This window comes from Polynucleobacter sp. es-EL-1, from assembly GCF_018687975.1.
In the GTDB taxonomy this organism is placed as follows: Bacteria; Pseudomonadota; Gammaproteobacteria; order Burkholderiales; family Burkholderiaceae; genus Polynucleobacter.
In genome coordinates, this window is sequence record NZ_CP061310.1 from 875,352 (window position 1) to 892,271 (window position 16,920).

At 46.3% G+C, this 16,920-nt stretch carries 16 protein-coding genes; 14 read left to right on the forward strand and 2 right to left on the reverse strand.

The features are described from left to right. Positions 1 to 4: 4 nt before the first annotated feature. From FD974_RS04455 to FD974_RS04480, 6 genes are read left to right on the forward strand one after another with little or no spacing between them, the layout of a single operon-like run. Complete coding sequence (locus FD974_RS04455; protein WP_215366238.1) at positions 5 to 1,537, forward strand: acyl-CoA carboxylase subunit beta; 1,533 nt, start codon at positions 5 to 7, stop codon at positions 1,535 to 1,537. 26 nt (positions 1,538 to 1,563) lie between these two features. Further along, the gene (gene accC, locus FD974_RS04460; RefSeq protein WP_215366681.1) at positions 1,564 to 3,588 is read left to right on the forward strand and encodes an acetyl-CoA carboxylase biotin carboxylase subunit; all 2,025 of its coding nucleotides are present in this window, start codon (positions 1,564 to 1,566) and stop codon (positions 3,586 to 3,588) included. Between the two features lie 8 nt (positions 3,589 to 3,596). Then, positions 3,597 to 4,061 carry a VOC family protein gene (locus FD974_RS04465; protein ID WP_371817132.1) on the forward strand — a complete coding sequence of 155 codons (465 nt, stop codon included), beginning with the start codon at positions 3,597 to 3,599 and terminating at the stop codon, positions 4,059 to 4,061. A gap of 16 nt (positions 4,062 to 4,077) precedes the next feature. Next, complete coding sequence (tsaB, locus tag FD974_RS04470; protein WP_256437840.1) at positions 4,078 to 4,797, forward strand: tRNA (adenosine(37)-N6)-threonylcarbamoyltransferase complex dimerization subunit type 1 TsaB; 720 nt, start codon at positions 4,078 to 4,080, stop codon at positions 4,795 to 4,797. After that, complete coding sequence (gene rimI / locus FD974_RS04475; protein ID WP_215366245.1) at positions 4,790 to 5,314, forward strand: ribosomal protein S18-alanine N-acetyltransferase; 525 nt, start codon at positions 4,790 to 4,792, stop codon at positions 5,312 to 5,314. Before tsaB ends, rimI begins: the two co-directional genes overlap by 8 nt. Further along, a complete protein-coding gene (locus FD974_RS04480) occupies positions 5,311 to 5,859 on the forward strand; it encodes a DNA polymerase III subunit psi (RefSeq protein WP_215366248.1) in 549 nt (182 codons plus the stop codon). Before rimI ends, FD974_RS04480 begins: the two co-directional genes overlap by 4 nt. A 5-nt stretch (positions 5,860 to 5,864) precedes the next feature. Here the strand turns inward: FD974_RS04480 and lplT are convergent, their stop codons facing one another. Continuing rightward, a complete protein-coding gene (gene lplT / locus FD974_RS04485; RefSeq protein WP_215366251.1) occupies positions 5,865 to 7,184 on the reverse strand; it encodes a lysophospholipid transporter LplT in 1,320 nt (439 codons plus the stop codon). A gap of 50 nt (positions 7,185 to 7,234) precedes the next feature. Between lplT and alr the strand changes: the two genes are divergently transcribed. Further along, entirely contained in the window at positions 7,235 to 8,359 is a 1,125-nt protein-coding gene (gene alr / locus FD974_RS04490; RefSeq protein WP_215366254.1) for an alanine racemase, read from the forward strand. 43 nt (positions 8,360 to 8,402) lie between these two features. Here the strand turns inward: alr and FD974_RS04495 are convergent, their stop codons facing one another. Further along, entirely contained in the window at positions 8,403 to 9,275 is an 873-nt protein-coding gene (locus tag FD974_RS04495; RefSeq protein WP_215366258.1) for an outer membrane protein assembly factor BamD, read from the reverse strand. Positions 9,276 to 9,295: 20 nt separating this feature from the next. On the opposite strand from FD974_RS04495, the gene FD974_RS04500 reads away from it, so the two are divergent. From FD974_RS04500 to FD974_RS04530, 7 genes are all read left to right on the forward strand, one after another. Continuing rightward, complete coding sequence (locus FD974_RS04500; protein ID WP_215366261.1) at positions 9,296 to 10,333, forward strand: RluA family pseudouridine synthase; 1,038 nt, start codon at positions 9,296 to 9,298, stop codon at positions 10,331 to 10,333. After that, positions 10,320 to 11,096, forward strand: a complete 777-nt coding sequence (gene pgeF, locus FD974_RS04505) for a peptidoglycan editing factor PgeF (RefSeq protein WP_215366264.1) — start codon at positions 10,320 to 10,322, stop codon at positions 11,094 to 11,096. The genes FD974_RS04500 and pgeF overlap by 14 nt, the downstream gene beginning before the upstream one ends. 104 nt (positions 11,097 to 11,200) lie before the next feature. Further along, positions 11,201 to 12,832 (forward strand): class I poly(R)-hydroxyalkanoic acid synthase, encoded by a 1,632-nt coding sequence (gene phaC / locus FD974_RS04510; protein ID WP_215366267.1) that lies wholly within the window; start codon positions 11,201 to 11,203, stop codon positions 12,830 to 12,832. Between the two features lie 23 nt (positions 12,833 to 12,855). Continuing rightward, on the forward strand, positions 12,856 to 13,596 hold the full coding sequence (locus tag FD974_RS04515) for a 3-ketoacyl-ACP reductase (RefSeq protein ID WP_215366270.1): 741 nt from the start codon (positions 12,856 to 12,858) through the stop codon (positions 13,594 to 13,596). A gap of 115 nt (positions 13,597 to 13,711) precedes the next feature. Further along, complete coding sequence (gene phaR, locus FD974_RS04520) at positions 13,712 to 14,272, forward strand: polyhydroxyalkanoate synthesis repressor PhaR (RefSeq protein WP_215366272.1); 561 nt, start codon at positions 13,712 to 13,714, stop codon at positions 14,270 to 14,272. A 2-nt stretch (positions 14,273 to 14,274) separates the two neighbouring features. Further along, positions 14,275 to 15,633, forward strand: a complete 1,359-nt coding sequence (gene rimO, locus FD974_RS04525) for a 30S ribosomal protein S12 methylthiotransferase RimO (RefSeq protein WP_215366274.1) — start codon at positions 14,275 to 14,277, stop codon at positions 15,631 to 15,633. Between the two features lie 81 nt (positions 15,634 to 15,714). Continuing rightward, on the forward strand, positions 15,715 to 16,899 hold the full coding sequence (locus FD974_RS04530; RefSeq protein WP_215366276.1) for an acetyl-CoA C-acyltransferase family protein: 1,185 nt from the start codon (positions 15,715 to 15,717) through the stop codon (positions 16,897 to 16,899). Positions 16,900 to 16,920: the final 21 nt, after the last annotated feature.

Below are 16,920 nucleotides of genomic sequence, written 5' to 3' on the forward strand. Positions count from 1 at the left end.
AGTTATGAAGGAAATCATTCAACAGCTTGAAGCAAAGCGTGAACTCGCCAGATTGGGTGGCGGGCAAAAGCGCATCGCTGCTCAGCATTCAAAAGGTAAATTAACCGCACGAGAGCGCATTGAGCTCTTGCTCGATGCCGGAACCTTCGAAGAATGGGATATGTTCGTAGAGCATCGTTGCCACGATTTTGGAATGGCTGATCAGACTGTACCTGGTGATGGTGTTGTTACCGGTTATGGAATGATTAATGGCCGTCTAGTCTTTGTATTTTCACAAGACTTCACGGTATTGGGTGGATCCCTTTCTGAGGCTCATGCAGAAAAGATTTGCAAGATCATGGATCAAGCGCTCAAAGTGGGCGCTCCGGTTATTGGTTTAAATGACTCTGGTGGCGCACGTATTCAAGAGGGTGTCGCTTCCCTGGGCGGCTATGCTGAAATCTTCCAGCGTAATGTCACTGCTTCTGGTGTGATTCCTCAGATTTCCCTCATCATGGGGCCTTCAGCAGGCGGCGCAGTGTATTCCCCAGCATTGACTGACTTTATCTTCATGGTGAAAGACAGCTCCTACATGTTTGTAACCGGTCCAGAAGTAGTGAAGACCGTGACGCATGAGGACGTAACGGCTGAAGAGTTGGGTGGCGCGGTAACGCATTCAACCATTTCTGGCGTGTGTGATTTGGCATTTGATAATGATGTAGATGCGATCATGATGCTACGTCGTTTCTTTAACTATCTCCCACTCTCTAATCGCGAGAAGCCTCCTATGATTAATGGGGCGATGCGCACTGAAGAGCCTGATTTTTCTTTAGATACTTTAGTTCCTAGTAATCCAAATCAGCCCTACGATATGAAAGAGCTGATTGAGAAGATTGTGGATGATGGCGAGTTCTTTGAGCTGCAGCCTGACTATGCCAAAAATATCTTGATTGGATTTGCGCGCATGGAAGGTCGCTCCATCGGTATCGTAGCTAATCAGCCTTTGGTGCTAGCAGGCTGTTTAGATATCAAGGCATCCATTAAGGCGGCTCGTTTTGTTCGATTCTGTGACGCCTTTAATATCCCAGTTATCACCTTAGTTGATGTGCCTGGTTTTATGCCTGGTACATCCCAAGAATATGGCGGCATTATTAAGCATGGCGCGAAGTTGTTATACGCCTATGCGGATTGCACTGTGCCTAAAGTAACTTTGATTACCCGTAAGGCTTATGGTGGTGCTTATGACGTGATGGCTTCAAAACATCTGCGTGGCGATGTGAACTTTGCCTGGCCTTCTGCAGAAATTGCAGTGATGGGGCCCAAGGGTGCTGTTGAAATTATTTTCCGTGAAGAAAAATCGGATCCGGCAAAAATTGCAGCGCGCGAAGCGGAATACAAAGCTAAGTTTGCAAATCCATTTGTGGCAGGTCGTCGTGGCTATATCGATGATGTGATTCTTCCCCATGAAACTCGCAAACGTATTTCACGTTCTTTGGCGATGTTGAAAGATAAAGAACTCACTAATCCTGCGCGTAAACACGGCAATATTCCTCTGTAAGGCGCCGATACATCATGACTACGAAAATGTTTAAGAAAATTTTGATTGCTAACCGCGGTGAGATTGCTTGCCGGGTGATGAAAACTGCCAAGAAGATGGGCATTAAGACGGTTGCCGTCTACTCTGAGGCCGATAAAGAGGCGCGTCATGTGCAAATGGCTGATGAAGCGGTCTGTATTGGACCAGCCCCTTCGCGTGAATCCTATTTAGTGATGGATCGTATTATTCAGGCGTGTAAGGATACGGGTGCTGAAGCAGTTCATCCAGGTTACGGCTTTTTATCTGAGAATGAGCAGTTTGCAAAGCGCTGCGAAGAAGAAGGTATTGTTTTCATTGGCCCTAAGCATCAGTCCATTGCCGCCATGGGCGATAAGATTGCATCCAAGAAGCTCGCTTTAGATGCTAAGGTCAACACCATTCCTGGCTATAACGAAGCGATTGATACGACCGAAGAAGCGGTCAAGATTGCTCAAGGTATCGGTTACCCGGTCATGATTAAGGCATCTGCTGGTGGTGGTGGTAAAGGTCTGCGGGTTGCATTTAATGATAAAGAGGCTGCCGAAGGTTTTGCTGCTTGCAAAACAGAGGCGATGAATAGCTTTGGCGATGATCGCATCTTCATTGAGAAGTTTGTTGAGGGTCCACGCCATATTGAGATTCAGGTATTGGGGGATGCCCACGGTAATGTGGTTTATCTTGGCGAGCGTGATTGCTCTATTCAGCGTCGCCATCAAAAGGTTATTGAAGAAGCGCCGTCACCCTTTATTGATCCAGCCACGCGCAAGGCGATGGGTGAACAAGCGGTTGCTTTGGCTAAAGCAGTGAACTATCAATCTGCGGGTACTGTCGAGTTTGTGGTTGGTAAAGATAAGTCTTTCTACTTCCTGGAGATGAATACCCGTTTGCAGGTTGAGCATCCTGTTACCGAAGGTATTACAGGGCTTGACCTTGTTGAGCAAATGATTCGGGTTGCTGCCGGTGAAAAATTGGCATTTAAGCAAGAAGATATCAAGCTCGATGGCTGGTCAATGGAGTGCCGTATCAATGCGGATGATCCATTTAGAAACTTCCTGCCATCTACGGGCCGTCTCGTCAAATATCGTCCGCCAGAAGCGGTCGATGGGGTGCGCGTTGATACTGGAGTCTATGAAGGCGGAGAGATCCCCATGTATTACGACTCCATGATTGCAAAATTGATTGTGCATGGCAAAGATCGTGCTGAAGCGATTGAAAAGATGCGTGGCGCGCTCAATGACTTTGTGATTCGCGGCATCCATTCCAATATTCCATTTCAAGCTGCATTACTTCAGCATCCGCGTTTTGTTTCAGGTGACTTCACAACGGGCTTTATCGCTGAAGAGTATCCAGAGGGTTTTAAGAAGGACTCTGTACAACCATCTGACTCAAAACGATTGGCTGCTTTGGCTGCTTTTATGCGCTATCGCTATCTCGAGCACATTCAAATGATTGATGGTCAGCTAGCTGGCCATGAAATGACGATTGCAAAGAAGTTTGTGGTAGTAACAGGCAGTCGTGTGGGCTCTAGCGAAAATATTCAAGAAATTCCGATTCGCATAGAGTTAAAAGAGGGTGTTTATTCTGTCTACATCGAGGAATCTGATGGCGTCAGTCGCTACGATATCGTCAGCAATTGGAGACCGGGTGAGATTTGTTTGCGCGCTACGATTAATGGCACCAGCAAGATCACGGCACAAGTTGAGCGTAAGGGCGTTAAATATGCCCTTGTATTGGATGGCGCACATTACGAGTGTATGGTTTTGAGCCCCTTAGGTGCAGAGTTACAACGCCGCATGCCCGTTAAAGTTCCACCAGATACGTCTAAATTGGTCATGTCTCCTATGCCCGGCTTACTAACCAATATTTCTGTGAAAGTTGGAGAGCAAGTTACTGCAGGTCAAAAATTAGCAGCCATTGAAGCCATGAAAATGGAGAACACACTGGTTGCAGCCCAAGATGGTGTTGTCGCAGAGATCTGTGCCAATGTGGGTGAGAGTTTGGCTGTTGATCAACTTATTATCCGTTTTGAGTAAGGCGCATGATGACTAAGCCATTCAAAATTCTAGGCATTCAACAAGTAGCCATTGGCGGTGAGAATAAAGAGCGTCTTCGCAAACTTTGGGTTGATTTATTAGGCTTTGACTATAAAAGCACTTTTGTATCCGAGCGTGAGAACGTAGACGAAGATATTTGCGCCATTGGTAAAGGGGCTCACGAGATTGAGGTTGATTTGATGCAACCCTTTGATATCGAAAAGAAGCCAGCTGTTCACCAAACCCCTTTAAATCACATTGGTTTATGGGTTGATGATCTTCCCAAGGCTGTGGAATGGCTCTCTGCCCAAGGTCTGCGATTTGCGCCTGGCGGAATTCGTAAAGGTGCAGCAGGCTATGACATTACTTTTGTCCACCCTAAAGGCAATGAAGAGTTTCCGCTATGTGGTGAAGGTGTACTGATTGAGCTAGTGCAAGCCCCACCAGATATCATTGCGGGCCTAAGTTCATAGTTATAGAGAGCGCAAATTGACCCATATACTGGCCATCGACACTTCCACGGCGTGGTGTTCGGTGGCTTTATCTTTAGCTGACCAGAGCGTTTGTCGTCACGAAAAAGTATCGGCTGGCGCAAGTCAACTGCTATTGCCTTGGGTCGATGAATTGCTACAAGAGCAGTCTCTCACGCTCACCGATATAGATGCTGTTGCCATAGGTATTGGACCTGGAGCATTTACAGGGGTTCGCCTAGGCGTAGCTGTTGTCCAAGGTCTGGCAATTGCCAAAAAGTTACCAGTATTGCCAGTGGCTAGCTTAGATGCCATTGCATCACAACTGGTGCTTACCCCCCATTTTTTGGAATCACAATCTCATATCTTTATGGTGGCAGTGGATGCGCGTATGGGTGAAGTTTATTGGGCTCGCTATCAAGTGCAGATAAATGCATTACCCCAGCGCTTGGGTGAGATCCAACTGAGTACTCCAGAGTTGGTAGAGCTTGATGGTATTGAGTATATTGCTGGTAGTGCGATTAATGAGTTTGGTGAACGGTTGCTTGGTGCGCAGTATGCTTGTCTATCTGACGCACGTCTAAATCGATCGATTGGCGTCGATGCACTTGGTGTTTTGGCTTGTGCCAAGCAGATGTGGGCTCAAGGCTTGCAACAGGACGTTCATTTACTCGAGCCTTTATATGTCCGCAATAAGGTGGCATTTACTGCCCAAGAGCGCAGTCAGCAGCATGGATAAGGATTTGGAGCGTGGCGCTGAACTTTCGTTCATGCCGATGACTAGCGCTGACTTGGATGAAGTTCTTTCTATTGAATCTATCTCCCATCTTCATCCCTGGACGAAGGGCAATTTCTCGGATTCATTAGCGGCAGGTCATTGGGCCTATTGTATTCGCCCAGAAATAGGGGAGTGTGTTGCCGGTAGTTTTTTGGATCCCAAAATTCTCTGGGCTTACTGTGTGTTGTTTCCCGCCGTTGATGAGTTGCATCTTTTGAATATTACAGTGTCGCCTCAGTTGCGTAGGCTAGGTATTGGCGCACGAATGATGGGGGCTATTGAGGGTGTGGCTGCACAGCAAGGGATGCCTAGAATTATCCTAGAAGTGCGACCCAGTAATGCTAGTGCTTTAAAGCTATACCAAAGCCTGGGATATGAACAGATTGGCTTGCGTAAGAACTATTACCCTGCCGAACCTGGCTCTGGCGCACGAGAGGATGCGCTTGTTATGGCTAAATCGATTAAGCTAGAGACATGAACACCAACACACACTCTGCTTTTTTAAAAGAGATGGGCATTACCCAATGGACCTCCCGCGATGCGGTAGGCACTGCATTTGTTGCCGATTTTCAATCTGAAAATTTAGTAGAGGGTAGCTCCGCATCACAAACTCCGGCAACCGCCGATAGTAGAGTCCCGAACGGGATGTGGTGGTTTATTGGAAGCAAACCGCAAGGTGATTCTGAGCAATTGATGCAGAATATTATTCGGGCATTGGGTTTAAGTGCTCAAGAGTGGTCTTGGAAGAATCTGAATGAGCTCATTGACCCAGAGGATTTGCCTCAGGATGGCATGCCAATAGTGGCAATCGCTTTAGGTGGTTCAGTGGCGCAAAAATTATCCGGTGAGAGAGATGCTTTGCCTCAATTGAGACAAACCATCTTAGCTATGAGTGATGAAGGACTTGAAGAACTTCCATTAATAGCCACATTTGATCTTAGCCATTTGCTTTCTAGACCTAAAGATAAGGCCTTGTTTTGGCAGGATGTATTACTCGCTAAATCAGTCTTGCAAAATCTTTAGTGCCTTTAGTGCTTATGCTCACCAATGAGATGCATCGAGTCATATTCAGCTTGATTGGCCTTGTGGCGCTTAATCACTAGCCACATAATCAGACTCACAGCAACACCAAATCCGATGATCACAAACTGAATCGGTACGTCTAGCCAAATCAATCCTGAGTAAATCATCAACATCATGAGAACGGAAATATTCTCATTGAAGTTTTGTACGGCAATGGAATGGCCTGCTGACATGAGGACATGTCCACGATGTTGGAGTAGGGCATTCATCGGCACCACAAAGTAACCCGCTAGCCATCCTACCAATATGAGTAAGAAATACGCTGGCAATAAATTGAGTGTGACTTCTGCTGCACCTATTTTAAAAAGCGTAGTCTGTGGCAGCATGTCAGAGTTATAAACAGCCATAATGCAAACGACTAGACCCATGGCGATTCCGTAGGGCAATACCTTAAGAGAGCTGCGCAATGGAATTTTCCAGGCAGCCCAAACAGCACCACCGGCAACACCAAATGCGGAGATGGCCTGCAAAATGGCCCCTTGTGATAGAGACATATGCAGGGCAACTTGGGCCCACTTAATCACAATAAATTGCAAGGTAGCGCCAGCACCCCAAAAGAGGGTGGTAACTGCCAAAGAGATTTGCCCTAAGCGGTCATTCCAGAGAGTAGTAAAGCAGACTGAAAAATCCTTGATTAACTCAATGGGATTGGTTTTTTGGGACTCATAACGTGCTCCGGTATCTGGAATGCGCAAGTTAATTAATGCTGCTAAGACATAAATCAGCATGATGATCATGATGGCAGACTCGGCAGCCGTATCGATACTGGTATCTAGAAAGGGTAAATCCCACGAAAGGAGACTCTGGGAGACGGACTTGCTAATGAGTACACCTCCAAGTACGGTCCCCATAATGATGGAGCCGACAGTTAGGCCTTCAATCCAGCCATTGGCAGCAACGAGTTTTTCTGGAGGGAGAAGCTCAGTCAAAATACCGTACTTTGCTGGTGAATAGGCGGCTGCACCAAGACCAACAATGGCGTAGGCAAGCAAAGGGTGACTACCAAACAGCATGACTACACAACCAACAAATTTGATTGTGTTGGTAATGAACATGACATTGCCTTTAGGGCGGGAGTCAGCAAAAGCGCCTACGAATGCAGCAAGCAAGACATAGGAAAGTACAAAAAATAATTTGAGTAGCGGGGTCATCCAAGCGGGAGCTTGGAGTTGGACCAAAAGCGCAATTGCCGCAATCAGCAGTGCGTTATCAGCCAGCGACGAAAAAAATTGCGCCGCCATAATGGTGTAAAAACTACGGTTCATTCGTACAATCTAGTCATTACATCAATTAAAACATGAAAGGAGGGGTTGATATGGGTTTAACAGCTAATCACCTGGTAAATAGACCAATTTTGGCATCTATCGACACCGAGGCCTTTCGCCATAATTTAAACCGAATTCGAGAGCTTGCCCCAGAATCCAAAATTTGGGCTGTGATTAAGGCAAAAGCCTATGGTCATGGGCTAGAGGCTGCCTTAAAAGGCCTTGAATCTGCCGATGGTTTTGCACTTTTGGATATTGCAGATGCCCAATGGTTTAGAGACCACAAATGGAGTGGGCGTATTTTGCTTTTGGAGGGGCTATTCCATCAAGAAGAGTTGGAGACGGCAGTTCAATTACGCTGTGACATGGTTGTTCATAATGAAAAACAGCTTGAGTGGCTTGAGTCTTACTCGAATCATTCTGGCCACCCCATTAATCTCTTTTTAAAGCTTAATTCCGGCATGAATCGTCTTGGATTTAAGCCAGAACAGTACCGTGATGCTTACCACCGTTTGCACGCTGCGGGTTATCACATGCACCACATGACCCACTTCGCTAATGCTGATCAAGTTGATCGCTCGCCATCGGTGGGTGCGCAAGTGGAATGTTTTGAGTCCACCATTGCTGGATTAGAAGCGCCAACATCTTTAGCTAATTCAGCGGCGATTCTTTGGCATCGCAATGCTTTGGGAGATTGGATTCGTCCTGGGATCATGCTGTATGGGGTTTCACCAACAGGTACTTATGCTGATATTGCCCGCTCTGAGCTGCTCCCAGTCATGCAACTGCGTAGTGAAATTATCGAGATTCAGGAATTAAAGAAGGGTGATCACGTAGGTTATGGTGGTCGATTTGAGGCCCCAGAAGATATGCGTATTGGTGTCATTGCTTGTGGCTATGCCGATGGCTATCCGCGCCATGCGGTAGATGGGACTCCAGTATGGGTGCAGGGTGCAGGTCCTGACTATGATGATGTCGTGTGCCCAATTGCAGGGCAAGTATCCATGGATATGCTGACTATTGATTTACGAGAGGCCCCCAATGCCAAGGTTGGTAGTGCTGTTGAGCTTTGGGGTGGAGAGATACCGGTGGATGATGTCGCGCAAATGAGCGGCACGATTGGCTATGAATTAATTTGCGCTTTAGCGCCCCGCGTACCGGTAAGTATTAAGTAAGCAATTGACCAAGTGAGCCTTGATTAATTGACTTTGCTGTGTCTTACTTATTCCAGATTTGCCACCAGCGACGCTCTTTTTGGACGCGTTGTCCAGTTGCCAGCATCTGACTGTCAGGAAAATTGAGTTTAAAGACACGGGCGGCGTCATTGCTTAAATCGACCATTCCAAGCTTTTCGTAGGATTTAGTCAGAAGATAGAGTGCTTCCTCTACGGCAGGCGCACGGTCATAGTCACGAATGACCAGTTGAGCGCGGTTTGCAGAAGCAAGGTAGGCGCCACGTTGATAGTAAAAACGCGCCACGATCACATCCGCTTCGGCCAGGGAATTGACGATATAACGCATCCGGTCGAGGGAGTCTGGTGCGTATTTGCTATCTGGAAAACGTTCTACAACCACCTTAAATGATTCGAATGCTTCTTTTGCTGCCTTAGGGTCACGTTCAGAAAGATCTTGACCAGTAAATTTACCGAGCCAACCTAAATTATCATTAAAACTAATCAAGCCTTTCAGGTAGTAGGCGTAATCTAAATTAGGACTACCTTGGTGCAATTTAATAAATCGATCAATGGCCACCTGAGCTTGGGCTTGCTCTTGACCCTTCCAGTAACAATATGCGGCATTAATTTGGGCTTGCTGTGAATAAGGGCCAAATGGGAAACGGGCCTCTAACTTTTCAAAATACTTACCGCACTTGGCAAAATCGGCGTCATTCAGTTTTTCAGTGGCCTCTGAGTAAAGCTTAGTTTCTGACCAAATATCAGTGTCATCTTTCTGCCCATCAGCACCAGCGCAACCACCAAGAACTAAAACCGCTGCGCTAGTGCAGAGAATCAGACTTCTACTGAGTTTTTGCGAAGATGACCGCACAAGGGCGGCAAGCCTTAAACTGGCGTCTGTAATAACGTCCGACATAACTAAAAGGCTCTTTAAGCGTGGCATTGCCGCATACTCCCGATTCGAATCCTATTGATTATATCGATGATGAGGACTTTATTGCCCTAGAAATTCCCCAAGAGGTTTCTGGAGAGCGTTTGGATAAGTTTCTTGGAAGCGCTTTGCCTGACTATTCACGAAATCGTCTTAAAGCCTGGGTTGAGGCTGGGGCTGTCACGGTGGATGGAAAAGTGACTAAATCCCGCCATTTACTCAGGGGCGGGGAAAGTATTAAGGTCTACCCCCAAGAGATGCCCGAGCAATATGCCTTTGCTCCAGAAAATATTCCTCTAGAAGTGGTTTATGAGGACGAAGCGATCATCGTGATCAATAAACCGCCTGGACTGGTGGTTCATCCCGCTGCTGGAAATTGGTCCGGAACACTCCTTAATGGCTTGTTATTTCATTATCCAGAGCTAAAACTGCTACCAAGAGCGGGGATTGTCCACCGGTTGGATAAGGACACCTCAGGTTTAATGGTGGTTGCCCGCACTGATATTGCCCAAACAGCCTTAGTCAGACAGCTCCAAGAGCGCACTGTGGGTCGTCGCTATTTAGCTTGGGTGTGGGGTGATGCTCCCTCGCAAGGAAAAGTGTTGGCCTCGGTTGGTCGAGATCAACGCGACCGTTTAAAAATGGCTGCGGGCGTTGCTCAAGGCAAACCGGCAGCAACGGTTTTTAGGCGATTGGCTAAAGGGAGTTTTCAGGACAGCCCTGTGGCTTTATTGGAATGTAGGCTGGAAACAGGGCGAACCCATCAGATTCGGGTGCATTTGGAATCCCTGGGATTTCCTTTGCTTGGCGATCCGGTCTATCGGAAGAAAACCCCTGGCGTTGCCAAATCTTTGCCATTTGAGCGTCAAGCTCTGCATGCCTATGCACTGAGTTTGCAACACCCAGTCACTGCAGAGTTAATGACCTGGTTTAGATTGCCACCCCAGGATTTAGAGCAATTATTGCCGCTGGTCGCAATGGGTGTGGATGATCTTCCCAGAGAAGAGGCATTGCTTGCCTCAATTAAGAATGATCAACGCTAATTTTGTAATTAAGCCGACTTGGGAACACCCGCAGTCTGTTGAGGCATTTACGACTACACGCTTAGGCGGTGTAAGTGAACTACCGTTTAATGAGCTCAACCTGGGCATGAATGCTGGGGATGACCCAGAACGGGTTTTGCAAAATCGCATGCTGTTGAAATCATTGATACCTGCCGATCCAGTTTGGTTAAAGCAAGTGCATGGAAACAATGTCAGCACTCCAGTATCAAGATTAGCTCAAGATCAAGGACCATTTGAGGCTGACGCTGCTGTAACCAACAGAGCCAATGAAGTGCTGGCGATCTTGACAGCCGATTGCATGCCAGTGATATTTACGAGTAAGCGGGGAGATGTGGTGGGAGCTGCCCACGCTGGCTGGAGAGGTCTCAGTAGTGGTGTGTTAGAAAATACGGTCCGTGAGATGCGCTCTCTTTCACCTGGTTTAACTGCTCAAGAAATCAGTGTCTGGATGGGTCCGGCCATTGGACCCGACGCTTTTGAGGTTGGTGAAGATGTAAGGGAAGCTTTTCAATCTCAAGGGGAGGCAATGATCCAAAAGGCCTTCATTCCTTTGCAGAATGCTCCAGGCAAATATCTAGCCAACCTCTATCTTTTGGCTGAAGCGCGTTTACAAAGTTTGGGAATTGGCAATATTGAGGGCGGTGGTTTTTGCACCTTTACAGATTCAACTCGCTTTTTTTCCTATCGTCGCGATGGCGTCACTGGGCGTTTTGCATCGTTTATTTGGATTTCTTCGACGTAATATCAAAGAGTTATCATGTAATTAGCTCTAGGGCTAGGGTTAGTGCGTATAACTCTATTGCCCTGATAGCAGGAGAATGAATTGATTAACTTTACGAGATCATTATGTTTTCAGGTATGAATACCGGGGTTGCGCCGGCTTTAGCGCCCCACCATATGGCGTTAATTCCGCCAGAGCGGTTGGCAGAAATTCAAAAAGAATATTTCACCGAATTAGCACATCTTGCTACTAATCCAGAATCCATTGAAGTAAAAGATCGCCGCTTTTCTGGGAAGGCATGGCATTCGTCATGGAGTAAGACGATTGCGGCAACATATTTATTAAATTCAAAACATTTACTTGCGCTTGCAAAAGCAGTTGATGCCGATGAAAAAACGAAGGTCAAGATTCTCTTTACTACAGAGCAAATGATTGATGCTTTATCACCTTCGAATTTCATTGCTACCAATCCAGAGGTTCTTGAAAACATTATTAGCACCCAAGGACAGTCAATACAAAATGGCATAGTCAATCTTCTTGGCGACTTAAAAAAGGGTAAGGTTTCACAAACTGATGAAACTGCATTTGAGGTTGGTAAGAATATTGCGACTACCGCAGGTCAAGTGGTGTTTCGTAATGACTTGTTTGAGCTTATCCAATACACACCATTGACTGAGACAGTATTTGAGCGCCCCTATTTAATGGTGCCACCATGCATTAATAAGTACTACATCTTAGATCTACAACCCGATAACTCCGTTGTGCGATATATGGTGGAGCAGGGCCATACCGTCTTCCTCGTATCTTGGAGAAATCCTGATGCCTCCATGTCTCAGATTACTTGGGACGACTATGTAGGCGAGGGTGTCATCAAGGCAATTGAGGTTGTCAAAGACATTGGCGGTGTTGATCAAATTAATGTGCTGGGATTTTGCGTTGGTGGAACCTTAACCGCTACAGCGCTTGCTGTACTGGCTGCTCGCAAGAAAAATATCGTTGCTAGCCTGACTCTGCTTACAACCCTTCTAGACTTTAGCGATACTGGCATTCTGGATGTGTTTATTGATGAAGGTATGGTCAAGCTTCGAGAATCCACCATTGGTGGTGAGGGCGGTCACTACGGCATGATGTCTGGCCTAGAGCTTGGTAATACTTTCTCTTTCTTGCGCCCCAATGATTTGGTTTGGAATTATGTAGTAGAGAACTACCTCAAGGGTAATTCGCCGCCGCCATTTGATTTGCTCTATTGGAATGGTGACTCTACTAATCTACCAGGACCAATGTATTGCTGGTATTTGCGACATACCTATTTACAGAATGAATTAATTAAACCTGGCAAGTTAACTGTTTGCGGTGAAAAAGTTGACCTTGGCAAAATTACTGTGCCAGCCTATATCTATGCATCGCATGATGACCATATCGTGCCCTGGAAATCTGCATATGAATCAACGCACATTCTCAAGGGTAAGAATCGTTTTGTTTTGGGTGCCTCAGGTCATATTGCGGGTGTGATTAATCCGCCTGCAAAAAATAAACGCCATTACTTTGAAAATAATAAGTTGGCAAAAACTGCAGATGAGTGGTTATCTGCAGCTAAAGATATTAAGGGTAGTTGGTGGCCTAACTACGCTCAATGGTTAGAGCAATTTGGTGGCAAGAGAATTCAAGCTAGCAAAACGTTCGGTAATGCACGATACAAAAAACTAGAAGCTGCGCCTGGTAAGTACGTGAAAGAAAAAGTAACAGCAGCTCCATAATTTGTTTTTATAAGGGGAATCACATGTCTCAAAAGATTGCATATGTAACCGGTGGTATGGGTGGAATTGGTACCGCGATTTGTCAACGCTTAGCCAAAGATGGCTTTAAGGTGATCGCTGGTTGCGGTCCAAATTCACCACGCAAAGACCGCTGGATTGCGGAGCAAAAAGCCTTGGGCTATGACTTCATTGCCTCTGAAGGTAATGTCTCAGATTGGGATAGCACTGTAGCTGCCTTTGATAAGGTTAAGGCAGAAGTTGGTCGCGTTGATGTTTTAGTAAACAACGCTGGTATTACCCGTGATAGCGTCTTCCGCAAAATGACTCCAGATGCATGGAAAGCTGTGATCGATACTAATCTCAATTCACTATTTAATGTCACCAAGCAAGTAGTTGACGGTATGGCAGACAATGGTTGGGGTCGGATTATCAATATTTCTTCTGTGAATGGTCAAAAAGGTCAGTTTGGCCAATCGAACTATTCAACTGCAAAAGCAGGTTTGCATGGCTTTACGATGGCTTTGTCACAAGAACTGGCTTCCAAAGGTGTGACGGTGAACACGGTTTCTCCTGGCTATATTGGAACGGATATGGTTAAAGCGATTCGCGAAGATGTTCTAGAGAAGATTGTTGCTGGGGTGCCGGTGAAGCGTTTGGGTACTCCTGAAGAGATTGCCTCAATCTGCTGCTGGATTGCCTCAATGGATGGTGGCTACGCAACTGGTGCGGACTTCTCCTTAAATGGCGGGCTACATACTGGCTAAAACGCCTCAAAATCGCAGTTTTGGTAGTACGCGCATCGGCATATTTACCTTTAGGTCAAACTAGGGATAAACTATGCCGATGTTGCATTGCAGTATCAAGAGTTAGGAAAACATAATGGCTACGCGTTCAAAAAAGACTGGTGACTCCCGTCTGATTAAGAAGTACCCCAATCGTCGTTTATATGACACCCAAACCAGCACCTATGTGACGCTGGCCGATATTAAAAATTTAGTGATGTCTGGCGATCCCTTTAGCGTAGTGGATGCTAAAACAGATGATGACCTCACTCGCAATATTTTGTTGCAAATCATTTTGGAAGAAGAGGCTGGTGGCGCACCTGTTTTTTCTACGCAAATGCTTTCCCAAATCATTCGCTTCTACGGCAACTCCATGCAGGGTTTAATGGGTAGTTATTTAGAAAAGACGATGCAGTCCTTTGTTGATATTCATAACAAGCTAGGCGATCAGACCCAAGGCTTGGGTGCTGGTAGTACTCCAGAAGCTTGGGCCAAGATGATGAATCTCCAAAACCCAATGATGCAAGGTCTCATGGGTAACTACATGGAGCAAAGCAAAGATTTGTTTGTCAAGATGCAAGAGCAGATGCAAAACTCTCCAGCGATTTTTGGGGGATTTCCATTTACACCTCCAGCAGCTAAGACTGAAAAAGAGTAGTTGTGGCGGGTAAAGTTGGTTTTGTTTCTTTAGGTTGCCCTAAAGCCTTAGTTGATTCTGAACTCATTCTCACGCAGTTAAGTGCCGAGGGTTACGAAACTGCCAAAGATTATTCTGGTGCCGACTTAGTTGTCGTGAACACCTGTGGCTTTATTGATTCCGCAGTCGAGGAGAGCTTAGCCGCTATTGGTGAAGCACTCTCCGAGAATGGCAAGGTCATTGTGACTGGCTGCCTAGGAGCTCGCAAGAATGCCGATGGCAGCGATCTCATTCAGAGTATCCATCCAAAAGTGCTTGCAGTTACCGGTCCTCATGCCACTGCTGAAGTAATGCAGGCCATTCATCTACATCTTCCAAAGCCTCATGATCCCTTCACGGATTTGTTACCCCCCATTGGCGTCAAGTTAACCCCTAAGCATTACGCTTACCTAAAGATTTCTGAAGGCTGTAATCATCGCTGCACTTTTTGCATCATTCCGAGCATGCGCGGCGATCTAGTATCGCGACCGATTGGCGAGGTATTGCTTGAAGCAAAGAAATTATTTGAGTCTGGTGTCAAGGAGCTATTGGTGGTGTCTCAAGATACCAGCGCCTATGGTGTTGATATTCAATACCGTACCGGCTTTTGGGATGGCAAACCAGTCAAGACGCGCATGTTTGATTTGGTCAATGCACTCAATCAAATTGCTAGAGAGCATCAAGCATGGGTGCGCTTACATTATGTTTATCCCTATCCCCATGTTGACGACATCCTGCCTTTAATGGCGGAATTTTCTGATCATGGTTATGGTGTATTGCCATACCTAGACATACCGCTGCAACATGCCCATCCAGATGTACTCAAACGCATGAAGCGTCCAGCAAGCGGTGAAAAGAACATTGAGCGTATTTCTGCGTGGAGAGCAGCTTGTCCTGATTTAGTGATTCGCAGCACTTTCATTGCTGGCTTTCCAGGAGAGACTGAAGAAGAATTTCAATACTTGCTTGATTTTTTAGATGAGGCTCAAATTGATCGAGCAGGCTGCTTTGCTTATTCGCCCGTCGATGGTGCTACTGCCAATCAATTAGAAAACCCTGTGCCTGATGCTGTCCGTGAAGAGCGGCGTGCGCGATTTATGGCCAAGGCAGAAGAAATATCCACTAAGCGACTTGCCAAAAAAATAGGCAAACGTCTTCAAGTCATCATAGATAGCGTTGATGAATCTGGCGGAATTGCCCGCTCAACGGGCGATGCCCCTGAAATTGATGGTTTAGTACGGGTTTTACCGCCCACAAAGCCCTCGAAACGTTACCGAGTTGGGGATATCATTAAAGTTACAGCTATTAACTCCCAAGGGCATGACCTAATAGCCGAAACTTAATTATTGGAATACAAAATGGATCTTGGGTCTATTTTTGGGCAGTTCATTGAGCCATAAAGTGGCTTCGTAAAGGGGATTGTGATGAGTCGTGATGTCGTTGTTTTAAGTGCAGTTCGTTCTGCGATTGGAAGTTTTGGTGGTGCACTCAGCAGCCTTGAGCCTAGTGAGCTCGGCGGCATGGTCATGAAAGAAGCGGTTGCACGCTCAGGAGTAGACCCCGCATTAATTAATTACGTGACCGTTGGTAATACGATTCCAACGGATAATCGCTACGCCTATGTTGCGCGTGTCGCATCCATTCAAGCGGGCTTGCCAATGGAGTCAGTAGCAATGGCTCTTAACCGTTTATGTAGCTCAGGTTTGCAAGCTATTGTCACTACAGCGCAAGCCATCATGTTGGGTGATTGCGATTATGGTATCGGCGGCGGTGTCGAAGTTATGTCTCGAGGCATGTATGGTTCACCAGCAATGCGCAGTGGCGCTCGCATGGGCGATACCAAGATGATTGATTTGATGGTTTCAGTATTGACTGATCCATTTGGCGTAGGCCATATGGGTGTTACTGCAGAGAACTTGGTAGAGAAGTGGAAGCTCACCCGTGATGAGCAAGATGCCCTCGCAGTAGAATCCCATCGTCGCGCTGCTAACGCCATCAAAGAAGGTCGCTTTAAGTCTCAAATTGTTCCAATCACTATCAAAACCCGTAAGGGTGATGTTGTGTTTGATACCGATGAGCATGTCAGGCCTGACACCACCATGGAAACATTGGCGAAGATGAAGGCAGTCTTTAAGAAAGATGGCGGTAGTGTGACTGCTGGTAATGCCTCTGGTATTAATGATGGCGCTGCATTCTTTGTATTGGCTGATGCTGAAACTGCAAAGAAAGCTGGTCAAAAACCAATCGCTCGTTTAGTTTCTTATGCAATTGCTGGTGTGCCAAATCACATCATGGGCGAAGGCCCAATTCCAGCAACCAAAATCGCTTTGGAACGTGCTGGCTTGAAGTTAGATCAAATTGATGTCATTGAGTCTAACGAAGCTTTTGCAGCTCAAGCATTGGCTGTCACTAAAGGTCTCGGATTAGACCCTGCTAAAACCAACGTTAACGGTGGTGCGATTGCATTAGGTCATCCAATTGGTTGTTCTGGAGCGGCAATTGCTACTAAAGCTATCCATGAGTTACAGCGCGTGCAAGGTAAATACGCTTTGGTAACGATGTGTATTGGTGGTGGTCAAGGCATTGCAACCATTTTTGAGCGCCTCTAAAAATAGCACCTCAGATTACTG

What these genes read in the sequence shown, in the direction of transcription:
- FD974_RS04455 (WP_215366238.1), top strand. Translation starts at nt 5, where the DNA reads ATGAAGGAAATCATTCAACAGCTTGAAGCAAAGCGTGAACTCGCCAGA.
- accC (WP_215366681.1), top strand. Translation starts at nt 1,564, where the DNA reads ATGTTTAAGAAAATTTTGATTGCTAACCGCGGTGAGATTGCTTGCCGG.
- FD974_RS04465 (WP_371817132.1), top strand. Translation starts at nt 3,597, where the DNA reads ATGACTAAGCCATTCAAAATTCTAGGCATTCAACAAGTAGCCATTGGC.
- rimI (WP_215366245.1), top strand. Translation starts at nt 4,790, where the DNA reads ATGGATAAGGATTTGGAGCGTGGCGCTGAACTTTCGTTCATGCCGATG.
- FD974_RS04480 (WP_215366248.1), top strand. Translation starts at nt 5,311, where the DNA reads ATGAACACCAACACACACTCTGCTTTTTTAAAAGAGATGGGCATTACC.
- lplT (WP_215366251.1), bottom strand. Translation starts at nt 7,184, where the DNA reads ATGAACCGTAGTTTTTACACCATTATGGCGGCGCAATTTTTTTCGTCG.
- alr (WP_215366254.1), top strand. Translation starts at nt 7,235, where the DNA reads ATGGGTTTAACAGCTAATCACCTGGTAAATAGACCAATTTTGGCATCT.
- FD974_RS04495 (WP_215366258.1), bottom strand. Translation starts at nt 9,275, where the DNA reads ATGTCGGACGTTATTACAGACGCCAGTTTAAGGCTTGCCGCCCTTGTG.
- pgeF (WP_215366264.1), top strand. Translation starts at nt 10,320, where the DNA reads ATGATCAACGCTAATTTTGTAATTAAGCCGACTTGGGAACACCCGCAG.
- phaC (WP_215366267.1), top strand. Translation starts at nt 11,201, where the DNA reads ATGTTTTCAGGTATGAATACCGGGGTTGCGCCGGCTTTAGCGCCCCAC.
- FD974_RS04515 (WP_215366270.1), top strand. Translation starts at nt 12,856, where the DNA reads ATGTCTCAAAAGATTGCATATGTAACCGGTGGTATGGGTGGAATTGGT.
- phaR (WP_215366272.1), top strand. Translation starts at nt 13,712, where the DNA reads ATGGCTACGCGTTCAAAAAAGACTGGTGACTCCCGTCTGATTAAGAAG.
- FD974_RS04530 (WP_215366276.1), top strand. Translation starts at nt 15,715, where the DNA reads ATGAGTCGTGATGTCGTTGTTTTAAGTGCAGTTCGTTCTGCGATTGGA.